General features: G+C 61.5%; 13 protein-coding genes, 1 other RNA gene and 2 pseudogenes. 3 read left to right on the top strand and 13 right to left on the bottom strand.

Annotation, left to right across the window (positions count from 1 at the left end; all coding sequences use genetic code 11):
• Nucleotides 1-105: 105 nt before the first annotated feature.
• From recR to dnaX, 4 genes are all read right to left on the bottom strand, one after another.
• On the bottom strand, nucleotides 106-708 hold the full coding sequence (gene recR, locus KL786_RS18470) for a recombination mediator RecR (protein WP_032863350.1): 603 nt from the start codon (nucleotides 706-708) through the stop codon (nucleotides 106-108).
• 58 nt (nucleotides 709-766) lie between these two features.
• Complete coding sequence (gene curA, locus KL786_RS18465; protein WP_215518524.1) at nucleotides 767-1,792, bottom strand: NADPH-dependent curcumin/dihydrocurcumin reductase; 1,026 nt, start codon at nucleotides 1,790-1,792, stop codon at nucleotides 767-769.
• A 140-nt stretch (nucleotides 1,793-1,932) separates the two neighbouring features.
• Nucleotides 1,933-2,271: a YbaB/EbfC family nucleoid-associated protein gene (locus tag KL786_RS18460; RefSeq protein ID WP_003193199.1), complete on the bottom strand. Its 339-nt coding sequence runs from the start codon at nucleotides 2,269-2,271 to the stop codon at nucleotides 1,933-1,935.
• 66 nt (nucleotides 2,272-2,337) lie between these two features.
• The gene (gene dnaX / locus KL786_RS18455; protein WP_215518523.1) at nucleotides 2,338-4,389 is read right to left on the bottom strand and encodes a DNA polymerase III subunit gamma/tau; all 2,052 of its coding nucleotides are present in this window, start codon (nucleotides 4,387-4,389) and stop codon (nucleotides 2,338-2,340) included.
• A gap of 134 nt (nucleotides 4,390-4,523) precedes the next feature.
• Here dnaX and KL786_RS18450 point away from each other — a divergent pair, with 134 nt between their 5' ends.
• Nucleotides 4,524-5,291 carry a substrate-binding periplasmic protein gene (locus tag KL786_RS18450; RefSeq protein ID WP_215518522.1) on the top strand — a complete coding sequence of 256 codons (768 nt, stop codon included), beginning with the start codon at nucleotides 4,524-4,526 and terminating at the stop codon, nucleotides 5,289-5,291.
• Here the strand turns inward: KL786_RS18450 and KL786_RS18445 are convergent.
• The 3 genes and pseudogenes from KL786_RS18445 to KL786_RS30130 all read right to left on the bottom strand — a co-directional run.
• Nucleotides 5,270-6,961, bottom strand: coding sequence for a putative bifunctional diguanylate cyclase/phosphodiesterase (locus KL786_RS18445; protein ID WP_215518521.1), 1,692 nt, complete (start codon nucleotides 6,959-6,961; stop codon nucleotides 5,270-5,272). The two genes, KL786_RS18450 and KL786_RS18445, sit on opposite strands and share 22 nt — an antisense overlap.
• A gap of 18 nt (nucleotides 6,962-6,979) precedes the next feature.
• Nucleotides 6,980-7,471, bottom strand: a pseudogene (locus KL786_RS30135) (methyl-accepting chemotaxis protein); the annotation flags it as partial.
• Between the two features lie 801 nt (nucleotides 7,472-8,272).
• Nucleotides 8,273-8,545 (bottom strand): annotated as a pseudogene (locus tag KL786_RS30130) (PAS domain-containing protein); the annotation flags it as partial.
• Between the two features lie 458 nt (nucleotides 8,546-9,003).
• Here KL786_RS30130 and KL786_RS18435 point away from each other — a divergent pair.
• Together KL786_RS18435 and KL786_RS18430 are read left to right on the top strand one after the other, a co-directional pair.
• Nucleotides 9,004-9,318 carry a helix-turn-helix domain-containing protein gene (locus KL786_RS18435; protein ID WP_032863355.1) on the top strand — a complete coding sequence of 105 codons (315 nt, stop codon included), beginning with the start codon at nucleotides 9,004-9,006 and terminating at the stop codon, nucleotides 9,316-9,318.
• Between the two features lie 182 nt (nucleotides 9,319-9,500).
• Complete coding sequence (locus KL786_RS18430) at nucleotides 9,501-10,403, top strand: DUF2167 domain-containing protein (RefSeq protein WP_215518519.1); 903 nt, start codon at nucleotides 9,501-9,503, stop codon at nucleotides 10,401-10,403.
• A 144-nt stretch (nucleotides 10,404-10,547) separates the two neighbouring features.
• On the opposite strand, the gene ffs is transcribed toward KL786_RS18430, so the two are convergent.
• The 6 genes from ffs to KL786_RS18400 form a co-directional block, all read right to left on the bottom strand.
• Nucleotides 10,548-10,644: signal recognition particle sRNA small type (gene ffs / locus KL786_RS18425), an RNA gene on the bottom strand.
• A gap of 232 nt (nucleotides 10,645-10,876) precedes the next feature.
• Nucleotides 10,877-12,043: a zinc-binding metallopeptidase family protein gene (locus KL786_RS18420; protein WP_215518518.1), complete on the bottom strand. Its 1,167-nt coding sequence runs from the start codon at nucleotides 12,041-12,043 to the stop codon at nucleotides 10,877-10,879.
• Nucleotides 12,044-12,227: 184 nt separating this feature from the next.
• Entirely contained in the window at nucleotides 12,228-14,585 is a 2,358-nt protein-coding gene (ligA, locus tag KL786_RS18415; RefSeq protein WP_215518517.1) for an NAD-dependent DNA ligase LigA, read from the bottom strand.
• 86 nt (nucleotides 14,586-14,671) lie between these two features.
• Nucleotides 14,672-15,535, bottom strand: coding sequence for a cell division protein ZipA (gene zipA / locus KL786_RS18410; protein WP_032863359.1), 864 nt, complete (start codon nucleotides 15,533-15,535; stop codon nucleotides 14,672-14,674).
• A 253-nt stretch (nucleotides 15,536-15,788) separates the two neighbouring features.
• Complete coding sequence (gene smc, locus KL786_RS18405; RefSeq protein ID WP_215518516.1) at nucleotides 15,789-19,277, bottom strand: chromosome segregation protein SMC; 3,489 nt, start codon at nucleotides 19,275-19,277, stop codon at nucleotides 15,789-15,791.
• Between the two features lie 2 nt (nucleotides 19,278-19,279).
• Nucleotides 19,280-19,939, bottom strand: a complete 660-nt coding sequence (locus KL786_RS18400; protein ID WP_065943389.1) for a GntR family transcriptional regulator — start codon at nucleotides 19,937-19,939, stop codon at nucleotides 19,280-19,282.
• Nucleotides 19,940-20,010 lie beyond the last annotated feature (71 nt).

The following is a 20,010-nucleotide window of genomic DNA, read 5'->3' as shown; positions in this document are numbered from 1 at the left end:
CGAAAGCGGTGGATCAGTCGGTACATGTATTGACTGATCCACCGCTTTCGCGAGCAAGCCCGCTCCCACATAAGCTCATTCATATCTGGGAATTTGTGGTGGGTGTTAGAGGGCGATAGGTTTACGCCCGGCAAACGAGTGCGCCAGGGTGCCGCCGTCCACCAGCTCCAGCTCGCCGCCCAACGGCACGCCATGGGCGATGCGCGAAGTGACCAGGCCTTTGTTGCTCAGCAGTTGTGCGATGTAATGCGCCGTGGCTTCGCCTTCCACCGTCGGGTTGGTGGCCAGGATCACTTCGCTGAAGGTGCCCTGCTCTTCAATGCGCGCCACCAGTTGCGGGATGCCAATCGCCTCCGGCCCCAGGCCGTCGAGGGGCGAGAGGTGGCCCTTGAGCACAAAATAGCGCCCGCGATAGCCGGTCTGCTCCACCGCGTACACGTCCATCGGCCCTTCGACCACGCACAGCAGCGTGTCGTCGCGGCGGGGGTCGGCGCATTGCGGGCACAGTTCTTCTTCGGTCAGGGTGCGGCATTGGCGGCAATGCCCCACGCCGTCCATGGCCTGGCTCAGCGCCTGGGCCAGGCGGGAGCCGCCGCTGCGGTCACGCTCCAGCAGTTGCAGCGCCATGCGCTGGGCAGTTTTCTGGCCCACGCCCGGCAAGGTGCGCAGGGCATCGATCAGTTGACGAATCAGGGGGCTGAAGCTCATGGGGCAAAGGTCCGACAAAACAACGAGACGCGGTTTATACCCGCGCCTCGGATAAGCGTCAAATACGCACGACCAACTTGCCGAAATTGCGCCCTTCCAGCAAGCCGATAAAGGCTTCGGGCGCCTGCTCCAGACCCTCGACCACGTCTTCGCGGAACTTGACCTTGCCGTCACGCACCCACGGCGCCATGGCGCTGATAAATTCGGGGTGCCGATCACCATAGTCGTCAAACACGATAAAGCCCTGGATGCGCACGCGCTTGGTCAACAGGGTGCGTTGCAGCGCCGGCAACCGATCGGGTCCGGTGGGGGCTTCATGGGCGTTGTAACCGGCAATCAGGCCGCACAGGGGAATCCGTGCCTTGGCATTGAGCAAGGGCAGCACGGCGTCGAAGACCTTGCCGCCGACGTTTTCGTAATAAATGTCCACCCCTTTGCAACAGGCCAGGGCCAGTTCATTGGCAAAGTCCGCGCTCTTGTGGTCGATACAGGCGTCAAAACCCAGCTCATCCACCACATAGCGGCACTTGTCCGCGCCGCCTGCGATGCCCACCACCCGCAGGCCCTTGAGCTTGGCCACCTGGCCGACCACCGAACCCACCGCACCGGAGGCCGCCGCCACGACCAGGGTTTCCCCGGCCTTGGGCTGGCCGATATCCATCAATCCCATGTAGGCCGTCATACCGGGCATGCCCAGCACGCCAAGGGCCATGGACGGGCTCGGCAACCCCTTGGGCACCGGCATCAGGTTACGACCGTCACTGATGCTATGGCTTTGCCAGCCGGTGGCACCGACCACCAGGTCACCCACTTCAAACTTGGGGTTGCGCGACTGTTCGATACGGCTGACAGCGCCGCCGGTCATTACCTCGCCGATTTCCACTGGAGCGGCGTAGGACGGCGCATCACTCATACGCCCACGCATATAGGGGTCCAGGGACAGGAACAGGGTCTTGAGCAGGACCTGGCCGTCTGCCAGGTCTGGCAGCGCCACACGCTCCAGGCGGAAGTTTTCCGGCACCGGCGCCCCTTGCGGACGGGATACCAGGACGATGCGCTGGTTAAGGGTCATGGCTTGAGTCATCAGCGAGGCTCCTTTATATCGGTGATTGAATTCAGCGGTATAGGGTGCAGACAGCTGTTGCAATACTGACGTTCGATTTTGACCGACACAAACAAAAATGCCAGGCACAAGGCCTGGCATTTTTTATTGCATGTCACCGATCAGAACGGCAGCTTCATGCCCGGCGGCAGTTGCATGCCTGCGGTCACACCGGACATTTTGTCCTGGCTGTTGGCTTCGATCTTGCGCACAGCGTCGTTGACGGCCGCGGCGAACAGGGCTTCGAGCATTTCCAGGTCGTCTTCGCCCACGCCCGGCAATACGCTTGGGTCGATGCTCACGCGCTTGATGTCGTGACGACCGGTCATCACCACGCTGACCATATCGCCACCGGCTTTACCGGTGACTTCGGCGTTGGCCAGTTCTTCCTGCATCTTGGCCATTTTTTCCTGCATCTGCTGCGCCTGCTTCATCAGGCCGGCCATGCCACCTTTCATCATGGGAATCACCTCAAAAGTACGTGGATCAATACGGCGCCGAGCCTTGGGGCACGGCGCCTTCAACTATCAGCCCTGTGCTGCCTGGGCTTCGACGGGCTCAATAGTATCGTGTCGCACCACCGCGCCAAACTGCGTCATCATCTGCTGGATGAGCGGATCGGCCTGGATCGACTCCTCGGCCTCGCGCTGGCGGTTGAGACGGCGACGGGTCGCAGCCTGGGCCGGGGTTTCCTGCTCGGGCTTGATCAGCTCGATGGTCACCGTCAGGGGGCGTTCGTGGAACTGGTTCAGGGCATCGTTGAGCCGGCGCTGCTGGGTCGCGTTGAACAGGGCACTGTGGGCCGGGTCCAGGTGCAACAGCCAGTGATCGCCATCGACGGCGATCAGGGTGCAGTTGGCGGCGATGCTGCCGGTCATGCCGGAGATCGGCAATTTCGGGAACAGCTCCAGCCATTGCAGGGCCAGGCCCGTGGCCGGCATCGCGGCGGGTTCCGCCTCGGGCTCGGGAGCAGGCTCGGCGGTGTGCTCGCTGGCGAGATCGTCCAGGTAGCTGTAGGCCGAATCCATGTCCGGCTCGATGTAGTCTTCGTCCAGCGGCGGCTCGTCGTCCAGGTCAATGTCCGGCGTGGCGGCATCCACTTCGGCGAAAGTCGGCTCAGGCACGGGCGCAGCGATCCATTCCGGCGCATCGGGCACCACGCTGTCGGGAGTTGGCGTCGGCATCGGCGTGAGTTCGGGCTGTTCGCCAGCGGTTTCCAGCACGGGCTCGACTGCCGGCTGCTGCTCGACCACCGCCTCTACCGGCGCGTTCCAGGGCAGGTCGACTACAGGCGCGGGCGCAGGCTCGGCAACCGGCGCGGCTACCACCACGGGCGCCACAGGCTGTGCGACGACCGGCTTCGGCTCCGGTGCGACAGGCGTCGGCGCGACCACTGGTGCAGCAACCGCTGCGCCAGCCACTAGTTTGGCGGAATCAACTGTGGCCTGGCTGATCCCCACTGGCTTTAGCGGCTGTCTCGGCGCGTCGGCGGTGTCCGCCGGGCGGAACGCCAACATGCGCAACATGACCATTTCAAAGCCACCGCGCGGGTCTGGCGCCAATGGCAAGTCACGGCGACCGATCAGGCCCATCTGGTAGTAGAACTGCACATCTTCGGCCGGCAACGCCTGTGCCAGGGCCAACACGCGATCGCGGTCACCGTGGCCGTTATCGACGCCTTCAGGCAGGGCCTGGGCGATAGCGACGCGGTGCAGCACATTGAGAATTTCCGACAGCACGCCATTCCAGTCCGGGCCCTGCTCCGACAAATGGCGCACGGCTTCGAGCAGTGCCTTGGCATCGCCTTCGATCAGCGCATGCAACACATCAAAGACCTGCCCGTGATCGAGAGTACCGAGCATGGCCCGCACGTCGGCGGCCATGACCTTGCCTTCACCGAAGGCAATCGCCTGGTCGGTCAGGCTCATGGCGTCACGCATCGAGCCATCGGCGGCGCGACCCAGCAGCCACAGGGCGTCGTCTTCGAACGGCACGTTCTCGACACCCAGCACATGGGTCAAATGCTCGACCACCCGCTCGGGGGTCATGTTCTTCAGGGAGAACTGCAGGCACCGCGACAAAATCGTTGCAGGAAGTTTCTGCGGGTCGGTGGTGGCCAGGATGAACTTCACGTAGGGCGGCGGCTCCTCCAGGGTCTTCAACAGGGCGTTGAAGGAATGGCTGGAGAGCATGTGCACTTCGTCGATCAGGTAGACCTTGAAGCGGCCACGGCTAGGCGCGTACTGCACGTTGTCCAGCAGTTCGCGGGTGTCCTCGACCTTGGTGCGGCTGGCGGCGTCGATCTCGATCAGGTCGACAAAGCGCCCTTCGTCGATCTCCCGGCACACCGAACAGGTGCCGCAGGGGGTCGATGTGATGCCCGTCTCACAGTTCAGGCACTTGGCGATGATCCGCGCAATGGTGGTCTTGCCCACCCCGCGGGTGCCGGTGAACAGGTAGGCGTGGTGCAGCCGCTGGCTGTCCAAGGCATTGATCAGAGCCTTGAGCACATGGGTCTGGCCGACCATTTCGCGGAACGAGCGCGGACGCCATTTACGTGCAAGAACCTGATAACTCATCGAAAACCGTCGCAACTGGGAAGCGGAAGCCGGTAATGCTAGCGGAGCAGGGGGGAAATTGCATCCGGCACGCTCGCCTAATCTGACTAAGCTGGTAGTGGCATGCCCTGCAAAGGGCTGATCCCGGAGAGTTTATGCGCGTAGTCCTGGGCGCTTTATGGATGATCACCACACTGAGCCTGGCGGCACCTGCGCCGCTGCGCTTCTCGATTTCCGACAGTTGGGCCATGCCCTTGGTGCAGATCGAGGGCGACCAGCCGACCCAGGGCATTTTGTATGACCTGATGTTGAGCCTGGCGACCCAGGTCGGCCTCCCGGCGCAGTTCCAGGTCCTGGCCCGGGGCCGCATCGCCCCGGCCATGGAGCGCGGTGAGATCGATGTGCGCTGCTACGTCGCACAAGCGTGGCTCAATAACCTGTCAGGCGATTATGTGTGGAGCATCCCCTTGTTGGTGCAGCGCAATGTGCTGGTCAGTGCCCATATCCCCCCGTTGTCGGTACGCGTCCCCAAGTTGGCGGCGCAGAATATCGGCACGGTGCTCAATTACAGCTACCCGACGCTTGAACCGCTGTTTGCCAAGGGCCAACTCAAGCGCGACGACGCCCGCAGCGAAGAGCAGGTGCTGCAAAAACTGGTAGCCGGGCGCTTCAAGTATGCGGTCACCAATGAATGGACCCTGGAGCGTTTCAATCAACAGTTGCCGGTGGGTCGCAGGTTGCACGTGGTGGCCGTGGTCGAAGAGCAAAGCCTGGGCTGCTTCGTGCGCAACGACCCAGCCCTGCCCGTCCAACGGATTTTGCGTACGCTGCTGCGTATGAAGATGTCAGGAGAGATTGACGCAATCATCAAGCTCTACACCGGCCACGGTGGGCGCCTGCCTCAACCCTCACCGGCGCCATAGTTGAGCAGATCAAACCCAGCCGCCCAGGCCGGCACCTCGTCAGCCGGCATGGGCTGGGCGAAGTAATAACCCTGGGCCACTTCACAGCCCATGCGCAGCAGCAGTTGGCCATGCTCCAGGGTTTCCAGGCCCTCGGCGATCACTTCGCGGCCAAACGCCCGGGCCAGGCCGATCACCGCCTGAGTCAGGGCCAAATCGTCCTTGTCATGCAGGATGTCGCGCACAAACGACTTGTCGATCTTGATGGTCTGGGTCGGCAGGCGCTTGAGGTAGCTGAGGGAGGAATAGCCGGTGCCGAAATCATCCAGGGAAAACCGCACCCCCAGCGCCTGGCATGCTGCAAGGTGCTCGGTGACCCGCTCGATATGGTCGATGGCCACCGACTCGGCAATCTCCAGGTCGAGCATGTGCGGTGCAACGTCGGGGTGCTGCGCCAACAGTTGTTGCAGGCGCTCGACAAAATCCGCGCGCTGAAAATGCCGGGCCGCGATATTCACGCTGACCGGCCAGCAATGCCCAGCCTCTTGCCACTCACGCATCTGCGCCAGTACCTGGTCCATCACCCATTCGCCGACGTCGACAATCAAGTCAGTCTGCTCGATCAAGGACAGGAAATCCTTGGGCGACACCAGCCCACGTATCGGATGCTGCCAGCGCAGCAGTGCTTCAAATCCCACGACCTGCCCATGACGCAGGTTGATCTTGGGATGAAAGTGCAGGCACAACTCCCCCGCCGCCAGGGCCTGGCGAATCTGTTGCACGGTCTGGTGGGTGGCCTTGACCTCCTGCTCCAGTGACACGTCAAACAGTTGATAGCGGTTGCGACCACTCTGCTTGGCCACATACATCGCCTGGTCGGCATGGCGCAGCAAGGTGTCGGCGTCCTCGTCATCCAGCGGAAACAAGGTCACGCCAATGCTGGCAAACACGTTGATCTGCGCGCCGAGGATCGAATAAGGCTCGGAAATCGCCGAGAGGATGCGCCGCAGCGCGCGATTCAGTTCATCTGTATCACGCACATAGCGCAGGATCAGCACGAACTCATCACCCGCCAGCCTGGCGACCACATCTTCGCCACGGATGATGTCACGCAGGCGGCTGGCCACCTCCACCAGCAACAGGTCGCCAGAGGCATGGCCATAGCCGTCGTTGACCGCCTTGAAGCCATCCAGATCGAGCATGCACACCGCCAGGGGGATGTGCTCGCTGCGGGAAAACTCCAGGGACTGCACCAGCAATTCCGAAAGGTAAGCCCGGTTCGGCAACCCGGTCAGCACATCGTGGCCGACCCGCCACTGCAAGGTTTGCAGCAGCTGACGCTTTTCGCTGACATCAAAACGGATCGACACGTACTTCTGCACCTGCTTGGTACGCTCATCGACCAGTGGCACCATCGTGCTGTCGACCCAATACAACGATCCATCCTTGGCGCGGTTACAGATTTCCCCACGCCAGACCTTGCCCTCGGTGAGGGTGCGCCACATGCCCTGAAAAAACCCGGCAGGGTGCAACCCGGAACTGAGGATCCGGTGGTTGCGGCCCAGCAACTCGTCGCGGCTGTAGCCGGACATGCCGCAAAATTGGTCGTTGACGTAGGTAATGCGGCCGGTGAGGTCTGTCTCGGAGAAAATGGCGGCGGCATCCACGGCCCTGCGGTATTTCTCATCCATGAATGAGGCTCTAGGTGGCTAGCGGTTGAACCGCTCGACCAGGGCACGCAACCCGGAAGAGATGCTTTCAAGTTCCCGGCCCCGGATGACTGCAGCGTTGGCATTGCCCGCTGTCTTTTGCACCGTGGCCGCGACGTTATTGATCTGTTGTGAAACATCCTCTGCGACGTGGGATTGTTCCTGTGAGGCAGCCGCCATTTGCTGACTCATGCCAGTAATGCGCTCCACCGCCTGGCGAATGCCCAGCAGTGCCTGTTGCGCTTGCAATACCTGTTGCACGCCCTGCTCGGCTTCGTGAATGCCGGTGCTGGCGATTTCAACAGCCTCGTCGGCGCCGGCGCGCAAGTTCTGGATGATGCCCTGGATCTGTTCGGTCGACTCCCGGGTCTTGCCCGCCAGCGCCCGCACTTCATCGGCCACTACGGCAAAACCACGCCCTTGCTCGCCCGCCCGCGCCGCTTCGATGGCGGCATTCAGGGCCAGCAGATTGGTCTGGTCGGCGATGGCCTGGATCATGCTCGCGGCGACGCGGATTTCCTGGGTCTGGCCGGCCAGGTGGCCAACGGCCTGGTTGATCTGGGTGACGGTGGCCGCCAGCAGTTGAATCGCTTCGCGTGTGGTGCCGACCACTTGGCTGCCCTGCCCGGCCAGGTCATTGGCGGTGCGAGCTTCGCTGGCGGTCTGTTGGACGTGCACCGCCACTTCGGCGATGGACGCAGCCATTTCGGTCATGGCGGCGGCAGTCATATCGGTTTCGGCACGTTGTTCCAGCAGCGCCGACTCGGTAGTCGCCGACAGTGCGCTGGAGTCGGTAGCCGCCCCAGCCATCTGCGTGGCCAGGTCACTGAGACGGGTGAGGGCCGTTTTCAAGCGCGCCTCTTCGCTGATCAGGATCATCTCCAACTGCGCAGCCGGTCCCAGCGCATCGCTGTAGGTCATGGCGCTGATCGGATCGGAAAAGGTATTGGGCGTGTGCTCGACAATCTGCTTGAGTTGCTGCCCCAGGCGCAGGTGCGCCCAGGCACCCAAGCCGAGTAACAGCAGCGCGGTCGATGCCTGCGCCCACCCCGTGGGCAGCCATTGCACCGCCCCACTCGCGATCACCGCCGCCAGGGCGGGCACTGCCAGCGCCTGGCTGACCGCACCAAGGCGTTGCAGCGGCGCAACCGCCGAACGCCCGGCACGCAAGCGTGCGTAGAGCGCTTCGGCTCGCCGGACCTGCTCGCGCGTCGGTTTGATCCGTACCGATTCGTAGCCCACCAAGCGGCCCCCTTCGAGGATCCGCGTCACATAGGCGCTGACCCAATAGAAGTTGCCATTCTTGCAGCGATTCTTGACCACGCCCATCCAGCTGTGGCCGGCCTTGAGGTAGCGCCACATCAGCTCAAACACCGCCGGCGGCATGTCCGGATGACGCACCAGGTTGTGGGTACTGCCGATCAGCTCAGCCTGGGTAAAGCCGCTCATCGCAGCAAACTCGGCGTTGCAGTAGGTAATATGACTGTTGATGTCAGTCGCGGAAATCAGCCGTTGCTGCTCCCCGAAAGTCTGTTCAACAGTGGTGACCGGCAAGTTGACGCGCACTTTGAAACTCCATGGACAGCATTCGATCTACCCGGCCGGGACCGGATAGGTCCCGTAGGTAGAGAGGTATTTCCAGACGGGTAAACCGTCAATCGGCCGGCTGGCGCCATTTGGCAGCCAAACCAGGTTTTACCCAGCACTTGACCTTCGGTTCGACGAAGATCAACTAGGCTTTAATTCGAGCGTCTGGTGTGAAAGGCGGGAGCTGCACGGGCACGCAAGAGCAAGCCTGGCGCTGCGGCCAAGCAACTGTTTTGCAGCCACCTTTATGAAAGTGAGGAGAAAGCAATGATTTCCTGTTTCATAAAGCTGCCCTGTGAAACGACACCGCCAAATACTTGTCCTAAACGCCGATTCTACGAATTACATCACATTTTGCAAGAAAAGGTGATGGTGCGTGCCGTTGTCTAATGCCAATATTTATCGTTAAGTTCTTGATTCTAAATGGGAATTGAGCGATGCAAATTTCAAGTTTGGGTCCAGCCATCAGACGCTACCGAAAGGTAGCGGGGCTTACTCAGGCTGAACTAGGTGAGAAAACCGGTTTTGACCCTAAAACCATCAGCCGCTTCGAAACCGGCACCTATACACCCAGCGTTGACGCTCTGTTCTTGTTTGCGGAGGCTCTGGGAGTGAAGCTGAAAGTCTTTTTTGCCGATCTGGGCGATGAAGACGAACAGCGCGCTTATCTGTTCGGTGTCATTCATAAAGCCACCCCGAAGGATCTGGGAAAGCTGATAGCGGCGGTAGACCAGGCCTTGTCCAAGCCTTAGAGCTCGTACGACATAACAAGAGCAGGCCGCTGATGCAGCCTGCCCTCAGCCTCCAGACATGATCCGACCGGACAGCCCCTCTTTTGGCAGGCGCTGGGCCACGCCTTTTGCCAGCATGCTCGCGCGCCCCAGGCGGATTCGGTATCCTTTCGCCAAATTATTTCAAAATGTAAGGGACTACCATGAACTACTTCCGCCTGCTGCTGGCGGCTGCCGCCCTGAGCCTGCCTACCGCGCCAGCCTATGCCACCACAGCCCCGGCACCGGTCGAAACCAGCGCGCCCGCCGAAACCGCCGAGCACTTCCTCGCCTCCCTCAAGCAGCAAACCGGCACCGTCACCCTGCCCGGCGGCATTGCCACGCTCAAGCTCAGCGACGAGTTCTATTACCTTGACCCCAAGGACACCGAGCGCCTGCTCACCGACGGCTGGGGTAACCCACCGGGTTTCAACACCCTGGGCATGATCGTGCCCAAGGCCGTCAGCCCGCTGTCGGAACGCGGCTGGGGCGTGATCGTCAGCTACAAGGACGACGGGCATATTGCCGACGAAGACGCAGCAAAAATCGACTACGCCGAACTGCTCAAGCAAATGCAGGAGGACGACGCCGAGGACAACAAGGAACGCCAGAAACAGGGCTACGCCGGCCTGCACCTGCTGGGCTGGGCCGAACCGCCGCACTACGACCAGCAGTCCCACAAGATGTACTGGGCCCGCGAACTGAAAGCCGACGACGCCGAGCAGAACACCCTCAACTACAGCATCCGCGTGCTCGGCCGCGAGGGCGTGCTGGAACTCAACGCCGTCGCCGCCATGGCCGACCTGCCCACCATCAAACAGGAGCTGCCCAAAGTCCTGGCCTTCACCAACTTCACCGACGGCAACCTCTACACCGACTACAACCCAGGCACCGACAAACTGGCCTCGTACGGCCTGGCCGCGCTGGTAGCAGGTGGGATTGCCGGCAAGGCCGGGCTGTTTGCCAAGATCGGCATCTTCCTGCTGGCAGCGAAGAAATTTCTGGTGATTGGCGTGGTGGCGTTGCTGGCAGGCCTGCGCAAGTTCTTCAATCGCAACAAAGGCTGATTGCCAGGCACGAAAACGCCGCGGGAAATCGCGGCGTACAGATAGCTTGGCCCCGTGCGCAATCAGGCATGGGCAAGTGAAAAGTTCTGATGAGTCAGGGATAAAGCAGGAGGGTTGTGGCGAAGGAGAGCGTTATGGAGGCAACCCCACCAGCCACACCCCGGCACACAATGTTCCCGCTGTGGCTGCTGCCTTCCGGCTCTGACCAGGTTCACGGGTAATCGTTGCGGGGGGACCGATGGGGTCACCATAACGACGCTGGCCTCTCGGCAAGCGGGGCCATTGTACCGATCTCATCGGAAGTTACAACCGTTGGTGCAGGATTAAAAAGCCAAGAGGTTCAAGTACTTGCCATCCCCCTCAGCATCCCCCTATTAAATGTGGGAGCTGGCTTGCCTGCGATTGCATCACCTTGTTGCACCTGCCGTACCGAGGTGCCTGCATCGCGGGCAAGCCCGGCTCCCACATTTCGATCAGCGAGCCTCTACTGCTTCGTCGGCCCGGCCGCCCTCTTCCTGGATCACCAGGTGAATGAAATGCAGCTTGGTGATCACCGCCGGCGGCAGCACGAACGGATAGAAATCCGGCTGCCCCATGCTGCGGGACAGTTCGTTGAGCATGCCGGCCAGTTCGATCCAGGCGTTGACGAATGACAGGAACGCCGCGCCGCCTGGGTGTTCTGGGTCGTAAAGGGTGGCAATGGGAAACGGCTGGTAGTCCAGGTCCATCTCCCTTGCGCTCATGCCAAAGCCCAGGGCGGTGTCGACGGCGTCCATCATGTGCAGGTAGTGAGCCCAGGTTTCCGCCCAGTCCTCCCAGGGGTGCATGGTGGCGTAGGCGCTGACGCAGCTTTGCTGCCAGTCCGGTCGCGGGCCGTTCTGGTAGTGCCGGTCAAGGGCGTCGGCGTAGCTGGCGCGTTCGTCGCCGAACAGGTTGCGAAAGGGTTCTAGCCAGTGGCTGTCGGCAATCAGGCGATCCCAGTAATAGTGGCCGACCTCATGCCGGAAATGGCCAAGCAAGGTGCGGTACGGTTCGCGCATCTGCACGCGAATTTTCTCACGGTGCTCATCGTCAGCTTCCTTGATATCCAGGGTGATCAGGCCATTGGCATGGCCGGTGGTGGGGGCCTTGCCTTCCAGGTCGATGCCCACAAAGTCAAACGCCAGGCCGCTGTCTTCATCAACCGTCTTGGGGATGACCTGCAACCCCAGGCTGATCAATTGCGCCACCAGCCGGCGCTTGGCGGTTTCGACCTTGCGCCAGCGCTCTGGATTTTGCGGGGTCGACAGATCGGGAATGGTGCGATTGAGGCTACACGCCACACACAACTGCGCGGTGCTCTGGGCCGGAATCAGCCAGTTGCAGGCGGCCGGGGTTTCTAGATTGGCGCAACGGCGGAAGGCGCCCGCCTCCAGGTTATCGTCCTGCAACCAGGTATCGACCACGGGGCCCGGCTGTAGGGACGATAGGCGGCTGTGCTCAGGCTGATAGCCCAACAGCGCCGAGCAGGCCAGGCACTGGCTGTTGCGAAAGAACAAGGATTGCCCGCAGCGACATTGCCAGACCTTGCTGTTGCGCGATGGTCCCGCCGCGAACGGCGCAGCAATGCGCGAACTGAGTTGCTCGAAATAGCGGAACATGGCGATCTTTCCCTAGGGCGTGCCCAAGACTAGATCATTTCCCACGCAAGATCGTTCAAAGTGAATGCCCTGTAGGAGCGAGCTTGCTCGCGAAGAACCTGAGACCGCCACGGGGAACCAGGTACCCCGCGTTATCGTTGAGGTTTTTCGCGAGCAAGCTCGCTCCTACAGGATTGGGCCGGTATCAGACAGTGATGTGGTGCTTGGCCAGGAAGGCCACGAAAGCCTCCTCGTCCAATACCTTCAACCCCAGCTCGCTGGCCTTGGCCAGTTTCGACCCGGCGCCCGGCCCTGCGACCACACAATGGGTTTTCGCCGATACCGAGCCCGCCACCTTGGCGCCCAGGCTTTCGAGCTTTTCCTTGGCCACGTCGCGGCTCATCAGCTCCAGCGACCCGGTCAAGACCCACGTGTGGCCTGCCTCAGGCAAGCCCTCGACCACCTTCTTCTCGCTCTGCCAGTGCATGCCGAAGTCCTTGAGCTGCTGCTCGATGGCCAGCGCACGACGGGCATTCTCCTCACTATCAAAGAACTCACGCACGGCCTTGGCCTGCTTCTCCGGCAGGGCCTGACGCATGTCCAGCCAGTCAGCCTTTATCACGCCCTCCAGGGAGCCGAACTTGTCTGCCAGCTTCTGCGCAGCCCCAGGCCCCACGGAAGGTACGTGCAACTTGTCGAGCAAGCCGCCCAGGGTGGTACTGGCGGCAAACTCGGCACTGAGTTCGCCCTGGTCCTGCAAGACCAGCGCACATTCATCCGGCGACAGCAGCGCGCCAATCACCTGCTGGTTGTGGCTGTCTTCAAAGAAGCTGTGGATCTCGTGAGCCACTTCCAGGCCAACATCCGGCAAGTACGTCAACACTTCCGGCAGCGCCTGCTGGACACGCTCAAGAGAGGCCAGGGAGCGCGCCAACACCTTGGCGGTTTCCTCGCCCACATCGGGAATGCCCAGGGCGTAGATGAAACGCGCCAGGGTCGGAGTCTTGCTGTTCTCGATGGCAGCGATCAGTTTCTTGCTGGAAACATCGGCAAAACCTTCCAGGTCGATGATCTGCTCGTACTTGAGTTTGTACAGGTCGGCCGGTGAGCCAATGAGCTTTTCATCGACCAGCTGCTCGATGGTCTTGTCACCCAGGCCGTCGATGTCCATGGCCCGGCGCGAAACGAAATGGATAATCGCCTGCTTGAGCTGCGCACCGCAGGCCAGACGCCCGACGCAGCGATACACCGCGCCTTCGCTGACGGTTTCCTTGCCCTTGCTGCGCTTGACCAGTTGCGTGCGCTCCACGTGGGAGCCACACACCGGGCAGCTCTGCGGGATCTGCACGGCGCGGGCGTTTTCCGGGCGACGCTCGACAACCACCGACACGACCTGTGGGATCACATCACCGGCACGGCGGATGATCACCGTGTCACCAATCATCAAGCCCAGGCGCGCCACTTCGTCCATGTTGTGCAACGTCGCATTGGACACGGTGACGCCCGCGACCTTGACCGGCTTCAAGCGCGCTACGGGCGTGACGGCGCCAGTGCGGCCGACCTGGAATTCAACGTCCAGCAACTCGGTCAGCTCCTCCATCGCCGGGAATTTATGGGCGATGGCCCAACGCGGCTCGCGGGCGCGAAAGCCCAGTTCACGCTGGTAGGCGATGCTGTTGACCTTGAACACCACACCGTCGATTTCATACGGCAGGCTGTTACGCCGCTCACCGATATCGCGGTAGTACTCCAGGCAATCCTCTATGCCCTTGGCCAGCTTCAGCTCGTGACTGATGGGCATGCCCCACTGCTGCAACTGCTGCAGGTTACCGATATGGGTGTCGCTGATATCCGTCGTCACACCGTAGCAGCAGAACTCCAGCGGGCGGCTGGCGGTGATCTTCGAGTCGAGTTGGCGCAGGCTCCCAGCGGCCGCGTTGCGTGGGTTGGCGAACGTCTTGCCGCCGACTTCCAACTGCGTGGCATTCAAACGCTCAAAACCAGCCTTGGACATAAACACTTCGCCGCGCACTTCCAGGGTCGCCGGCCAGCCACTGCCTTGCAGCTTCAACGGAATATTACGCACGGTGCGCACATTGACGCTGATGTCTTCGCCCGTAGTGCCATCGCCGCGGGTCGCGCCGCGTACCAGCTCGCCGTCCTGATACAGCAGGCTGACCGCCAGGCCATCGAGCTTGGGCTCACAGCTGTATTCCACCGCCGCACCACCACCAAACAGATCGCCCACCGGCAGGTCGAGGCCCTCGGTGACCCGGCGATCGAATTCCAGCATGGTGGCTTCATCAAAAGCGTTGCCCAGGCTGAGCATCGGGACCTCGTGGCGCACCTGGGTAAAGGCCGACAACGCCGCGCTGCCGACCCGCTGCGTGGGCGAATCACGGGTGACCAGGTCCGGGTGCTCGGCCTCAAGGGCCTTGAGTTCGTGGAACAACCGATCGTACTCGGCGTCCGGGATGCTCGGTTCGTCGAGTACGTGGTAACGGTAGTTGTGCTGATCCAGTTCAGCGCGCAGTTCGAGGATGCGGGTATGGGCGGCGGTCATGGGTGTTCTCTCAGAAAGCAAAAGAGCAGCCGAAGCTGCTCAATATGTAGTGCACGGATTCTACAGGCAACGCTTAGGATTGAACCTTAGCGCTTCTGTGTCAGGGCGCGACGCTCGAACTCGACGATACGCTGACGGTAATGTTCGATGGTCTGGGCGGTCAGCACGCTGCGCTGGTCGTCCTTGAGCTCGCCGTTGAGTTCCTGGGACAGCTTGCGGGCTGCAGCCACCATGACGTCGAACGCCTGTTTCGGATGACGCGGGCCTGGCAGACCGAGGAAGAAACTCACCGCCGGGGTGCTGAACAGGTCGATATCGTCCAGGTCGAACGTGCCCGGCTTGACCGCATTGGCCATGGAGAACAGTACTTCACCGTTACCGGCCATGCTTTCGTGGCGGTGGAAAATATCCATCTCGCCAAAGCGCAGGCCGCTTTCCAGGATGTTCTGCAACAGGGCAGGGCCCTTGAAGCCAGCCGCGTCGCGGCAGATCACGCTGATCACCAGCACTTCTTCAGCCGCCGGCTGATCCTTGGCGGACTCACGCGATGCGCCCTTGGCCGGAGCTTCATCCGGGAAGTCACCATCACGGCTGCTGAAGCTCGGGCCATCATCCACGTCGAGGTTCAGGTCACCCTGATGCGGCTCGGCGACAGCGGCGCTGCCACGCTTGCCGCGCTTGGACGACGGCTCGCGGGCTTCACGCACCGGCGCGCTCATCGACGGCAAGTCGTGCTCGTCCAGCTGCGGTTCTTTATGGGTATCCAGGACACGGGGCGGCCCCAGCAGCTCGGCGGCACCGTCATCGTCGGGCAAATTCGACAGGTTGCGGTCCAGGCGAAATTTCAGCTTGCCCTTGCCGCCGCGCATACGGCGCCAGCCATCAAAAAGAATACCGGCTATTACAATAATGCCGATGACGATCAGCCACTCGCGCAGACCGATTTCCATGTAATCCCTTGCCTCTATAAAAAATGCTGAAAAATAAGGGGTTTAGCACCGTGCAAACCGCTTTAAAACGTGGCGCCAACTCTATGTTCTGACTGACGTTTTGCCCACGCATACGAAAAATTGACATTAAACTAGCACGACCAAAGATAACTTTACACAGTTGGCGCAAAATGTGTCGGCTGACGCAGGAATTAAGCTACAAACCATAAGCTTCAAGCCGACGCTATTGCCGCTTGAAGCTAGCAACTTGCGGCTAACTTTCCACCATCGCCATCGCCTCTTCGACATCCACTGCCACCAGTCTCGAACAGCCCGGCTCATGCATGGTCACCCCCATCAATTGATCGGCCATTTCCATGGCGATCTTGTTGTGGGTGATATAGATGAACTGCACCGTCTGGGACATCTCTTTAACCAAGCGGGCATACCGTCCAACGTTAGCGTCATCCAGCGGCGCGTCAACTTCATCGAGCATGCAGAACGGCGCCGGGTTCAACTTGAAGATCGCAAATACCAGCGCCAGTGCGGTCAGGGCCTTCTCGCCGCCGGACAACAAATGGATGGTGCTGTTCTTCTTGCCCGGAGGCCGCGCCATGATCGTTACCCCTGTATCGAGTAGATCTTCGCCCGTCAGTTCCAAGTAAGCGCTGCCACCACCGAAAACTTTTGGGAATAACGCCTGTAAACCGCCATTAATCTGATCAAAGGTATCTTTGAAACGATTGCGGGTTTCCTTGTCGATCTTGCGAATGACGTTTTCCAACGTGTCCAGGGCTTCCACCAGATCGGCATCCTGGGCATCCAGATAACGTTTACGCTCGGACTGCTGCTGGTATTCATCGATGGCCGCGAGGTTGATCGCCCCCAAACGTTGAATACGTGCAGCAATGCGCTCAAGTTCTTCTTCGGCGTCTTTCTCGTTGGCCTGGGCGGTCAGCGTATTGAGTACGCCGTGCAGGTCGTAGCCATCTTCCAGCAACTGCTCTTGCAGGGTTTTGCGGCGCACCGTCAGTGCCTGCCATTCCATGCGCTGCTGTTCGAGCTGGCCGCGGATCAATTGCGATTGCTGCTCGGCCTGGGTCCGGCGCTTTTCTGCATCACGCAGTTCGCGGTCAGCATCTTCCAGGGCGATTTGCGCGGTCTTGAGTTCTTCGTCGACGCTCATGCGTTTGTCGAGCAATTCTTCAAGCTTGAGCCGCAACTCTTCCAGCGGCGCCTCGCCCTCCTCCAGGTTGAGGCTCAACTGCTCGCGTTTTTCCGTCAGGCGCTCGGACTGCATCTCCAGGCGCTCAAGGGCCTGGCGCGTGGAATCGTGCTGGGCGCGCAACGAGCCGAGGCGCACGGCCAACTGATGGGCGTGATCCTTGTGCTGGCGCGCTTCCTGGCGCACCCGGTCGAGGCGTTCGCGCAGGCTGTCACGCTGGGCCAACAGCAGTTCACGCTGCTCGGTGTCCAGCGCCATGCTGTCGAGGGCGTCCTGCAATTGCAGGCGCGCTTCGCCGACTTGTTCGTGTTCGAGGGCACGCTGTTCGCCCATCTCGGCCACTTCCTCATCGAGACGGGTGCGGCGCAGGGTCAATTGTTCGGCCTTGGCCTTGCTCGCCGAGAGCTGGGCTTTCAATTCGCCCTGCTGGCGCGCTTCGTCCTGCAACAGGCGACGCAAATGTTCGCGGCCGGTCTCTTGTTGGCGCTGGGTGGCGCGCAGGGTTTGCAGTTGGGTTTCCAGGGACTCCAGAGTGGCCTCGCGCTCTTCGCGCTCGGCACTCAGGTTGACGATTTCCTGGCCACGGGCCAATACGCCACTTTCGGCTTCACTGGCGCGACGCACCCGCAAAAAGTGCCGGCCAACCCAGTAGCCGTCACGGCTGATCAGGCTTTCGCCAGAGGCCAATTGGCCACGTAATGCCAGGGCCTGCTCCAGGGAGTCCACCGGTTTTACCTGGCCCAGCCACGGCGACAGATCAATCTGTGCCTCAACTTTATCCAGCAGGCTGCCCGGTACGCGGGTGCCATCAGCCGACGGACTGAGCAGGCGCAAATCGCCCTGGGCGAAGCCGGCCAGATCAAACCCGCCGAAATCGTCCACCAGTACCGCCTGCAGATCGGCACCGAGCACGGTCTCCACCGCCAGCTCCCAGCCCGCTTCAACCTTCAAGCCCTCGGCCAGGCGCGGGCGCTCGGCCAGGTGCTGGTCGCGCAGCCATTCGGCGGTGCCGGTGCCCGGGTCCAGGGCAGCCTGCTGCAAGGCCTCAAGGGATGCCAAACGACCGTTGAGCCGCTGCAAATCACCTTGGGCCTGCTGCTGCGCCTGGGTTGCCTGGTGCAACTCCTGGCGCAATTGCTCCAGGCGCTCCACTTGTTGTTCTTCGCTGGCCTCCAGCTCTTCCAGGGTCATTTCGCTTTCAGCCAACTGCTCGCTCAACGCCATGATCGCCGCATCTTCCGGGGCAGCGGCGAGCAACGCGCGCTCCTCCAGGACCCGGCGCTGGCGCTCGGCCAGGCGCTCCATGCTGGTTTCCAGTTGCTGGATGCGCGATTGCTGCACCTCAGCCTGGCGACGCGGTTCGGCGGAACGCAGGTTGAAAGCGTCCCACTGCTCCTGCCAGCCGTGCATGGTGGTTTCGGATTCTTCCAGGGCGGCAGCGGCTTCTTCGGCGGCGGCGCTGGTAATTTCCTGCTCGGGGGTGAGCATGTCCAGCTCCTCCCCAAGGGTCAGCAGCAAAGTGCGGTCATGCCCCAGGTGGGATTCGGTTTCCAGGCGCGCCCGTTCCGCTTCCTTCAAGTCATCCTGCAACTGGCGCAAACGCTGCTGGCCGTGCTGGATGCTCTGCTCGACCCGCGCAATGTCGCCGCCCACCGAATAGAAGCGTCCCTGCACCAGGTTGAAGCGCTCGGACAGGTCATGATGACCATCGCGCAGGCGCTCGATGCTCGCATCGGCATTGCGCTGCTCGGCCACCAGGGCCTCGAAGCTGATTTCCTGGGTGCCGATGATCGCTTCGCGCTGGCCCACCTGGTCATTCAAGGCCTGCCAGCGCAGCGCCGAAAGTTGCGCCTTGAGCTGGCGCTCTTCGCCTTTGTATTCCTGGTATTTCTCGGCGGCCTGGGCCTGGCGGTGCAGGCGCTCCAACTGGCGCTCCAGCTCTTCGCGCAGGTCGGTCAGGCGTGCCAGGTTCTCGTGGGTGCGGCGGATGCGGTTTTCAGTCTCGCGGCGGCGCTCCTTGTACTTGGAGATGCCGGCCGCTTCCTCGATAAAGTTGCGCAAGTCTTCAGGCTTGGCTTCGATCAGCTTGGAAATCATGCCCTGCTCGATGATCGAGTAGCTGCGCGGGCCCAGGCCGGTGCCGAGGAAGATGTCGGTAATGTCCCGGCGGCGGCACTTGGTGCCGTTGAGGAAGTAACTGTTCTGGCTGTCGCGCGTCACTTTGCGGCGGATGGAAATTTCCGCATACGCCGCGTACTCGCCCACCAAGGTGCCGTCGGAGTTGTCGAACACCAGTTCGATGCTGGCCTGGCTTACCGGCTTGCGGCTGGTGGAGCCGTTGAAGATGACGTCGGTCATCGACTCGCCACGCAGGTTCTTTGCCGAGCTCTCGCCCATCACCCAACGGACGGCGTCGATGATGTTCGACTTGCCGCAACCATTGGGCCCGACCACTGCCGCCATATTACTGGGGAAGTTCACCGTGGTCGGGTCGACGAAGGATTTGAACCCCGCCAGTTTGATGCACTTGAGCCGCACGCTTAGGCGTCCGCCAGGGCTGCGATGACCAACGTGGCACTGCGCTGGCAGTAAGCCGAGAGCACCTTTCGGATCTGCGGCAGGTCACGGGCAAGGACGGCGGCGAGCAGTTGCTCGAACAGCGCCAGGTACTCGCTCATGGACGCCTTGCGCTGATCCAGGGCCAGGTAATAGGCACGGTTCATCGCCGGCTGCAGGTTCTCGACCGTTTCCTGCAAGTACGGGTTATTGGCGAAAGGGTACGCGGCGCGCATCACGTTGAAGCACTCTTCGACAAAGGCACGGATGTCCTGGCGTTCGAAGTTGCTCACCAGGCGTTGCTGGATCTGCATGAACGGCGCCATGTCGGCCTGGGTCTGCCAACCGTCGGCAACCGCATTGCCCAGCAGGATGTACAGCTCGCTCATCAGCGTGCACAGGCTCTGCACCTTGTGCGCGGTGAGTTCGGTGACGTGGGCACCACGGCGCGGCAGGATGGCGATCAAATGCCGCCGCTCAAGGATCAGCAAGGCTTCGCGCACGGAGCCACGGCTGACATTGAGTGCCAGCGTGACTTTCTGCTCCTGGATCCGCTCCCCAGGCTTGAGGTCGCCGCGGATAATGCGTTCGGCGAGGTGGTGAGCGATTTGCTCGGCGAGACTGTCCGGCGCCTTGAACGTCATGTTTTCCCTTCAAAATCTTCTATCGGTACAAGGGCGGCAGTGTAGCGCAATCGCTGGGCCCACAACGCCGA

Origin of the sequence: Pseudomonas sp. TAE6080, assembly GCF_018732265.1 — a bacterium.
Taxonomy (GTDB): Bacteria; Pseudomonadota; Gammaproteobacteria; order Pseudomonadales; family Pseudomonadaceae; genus Aquipseudomonas; species Aquipseudomonas brenneri.
The sequence above is the reverse complement of the archived record's forward strand: the minus strand, read 5'-3'. Positions and strand labels throughout refer to the sequence as shown.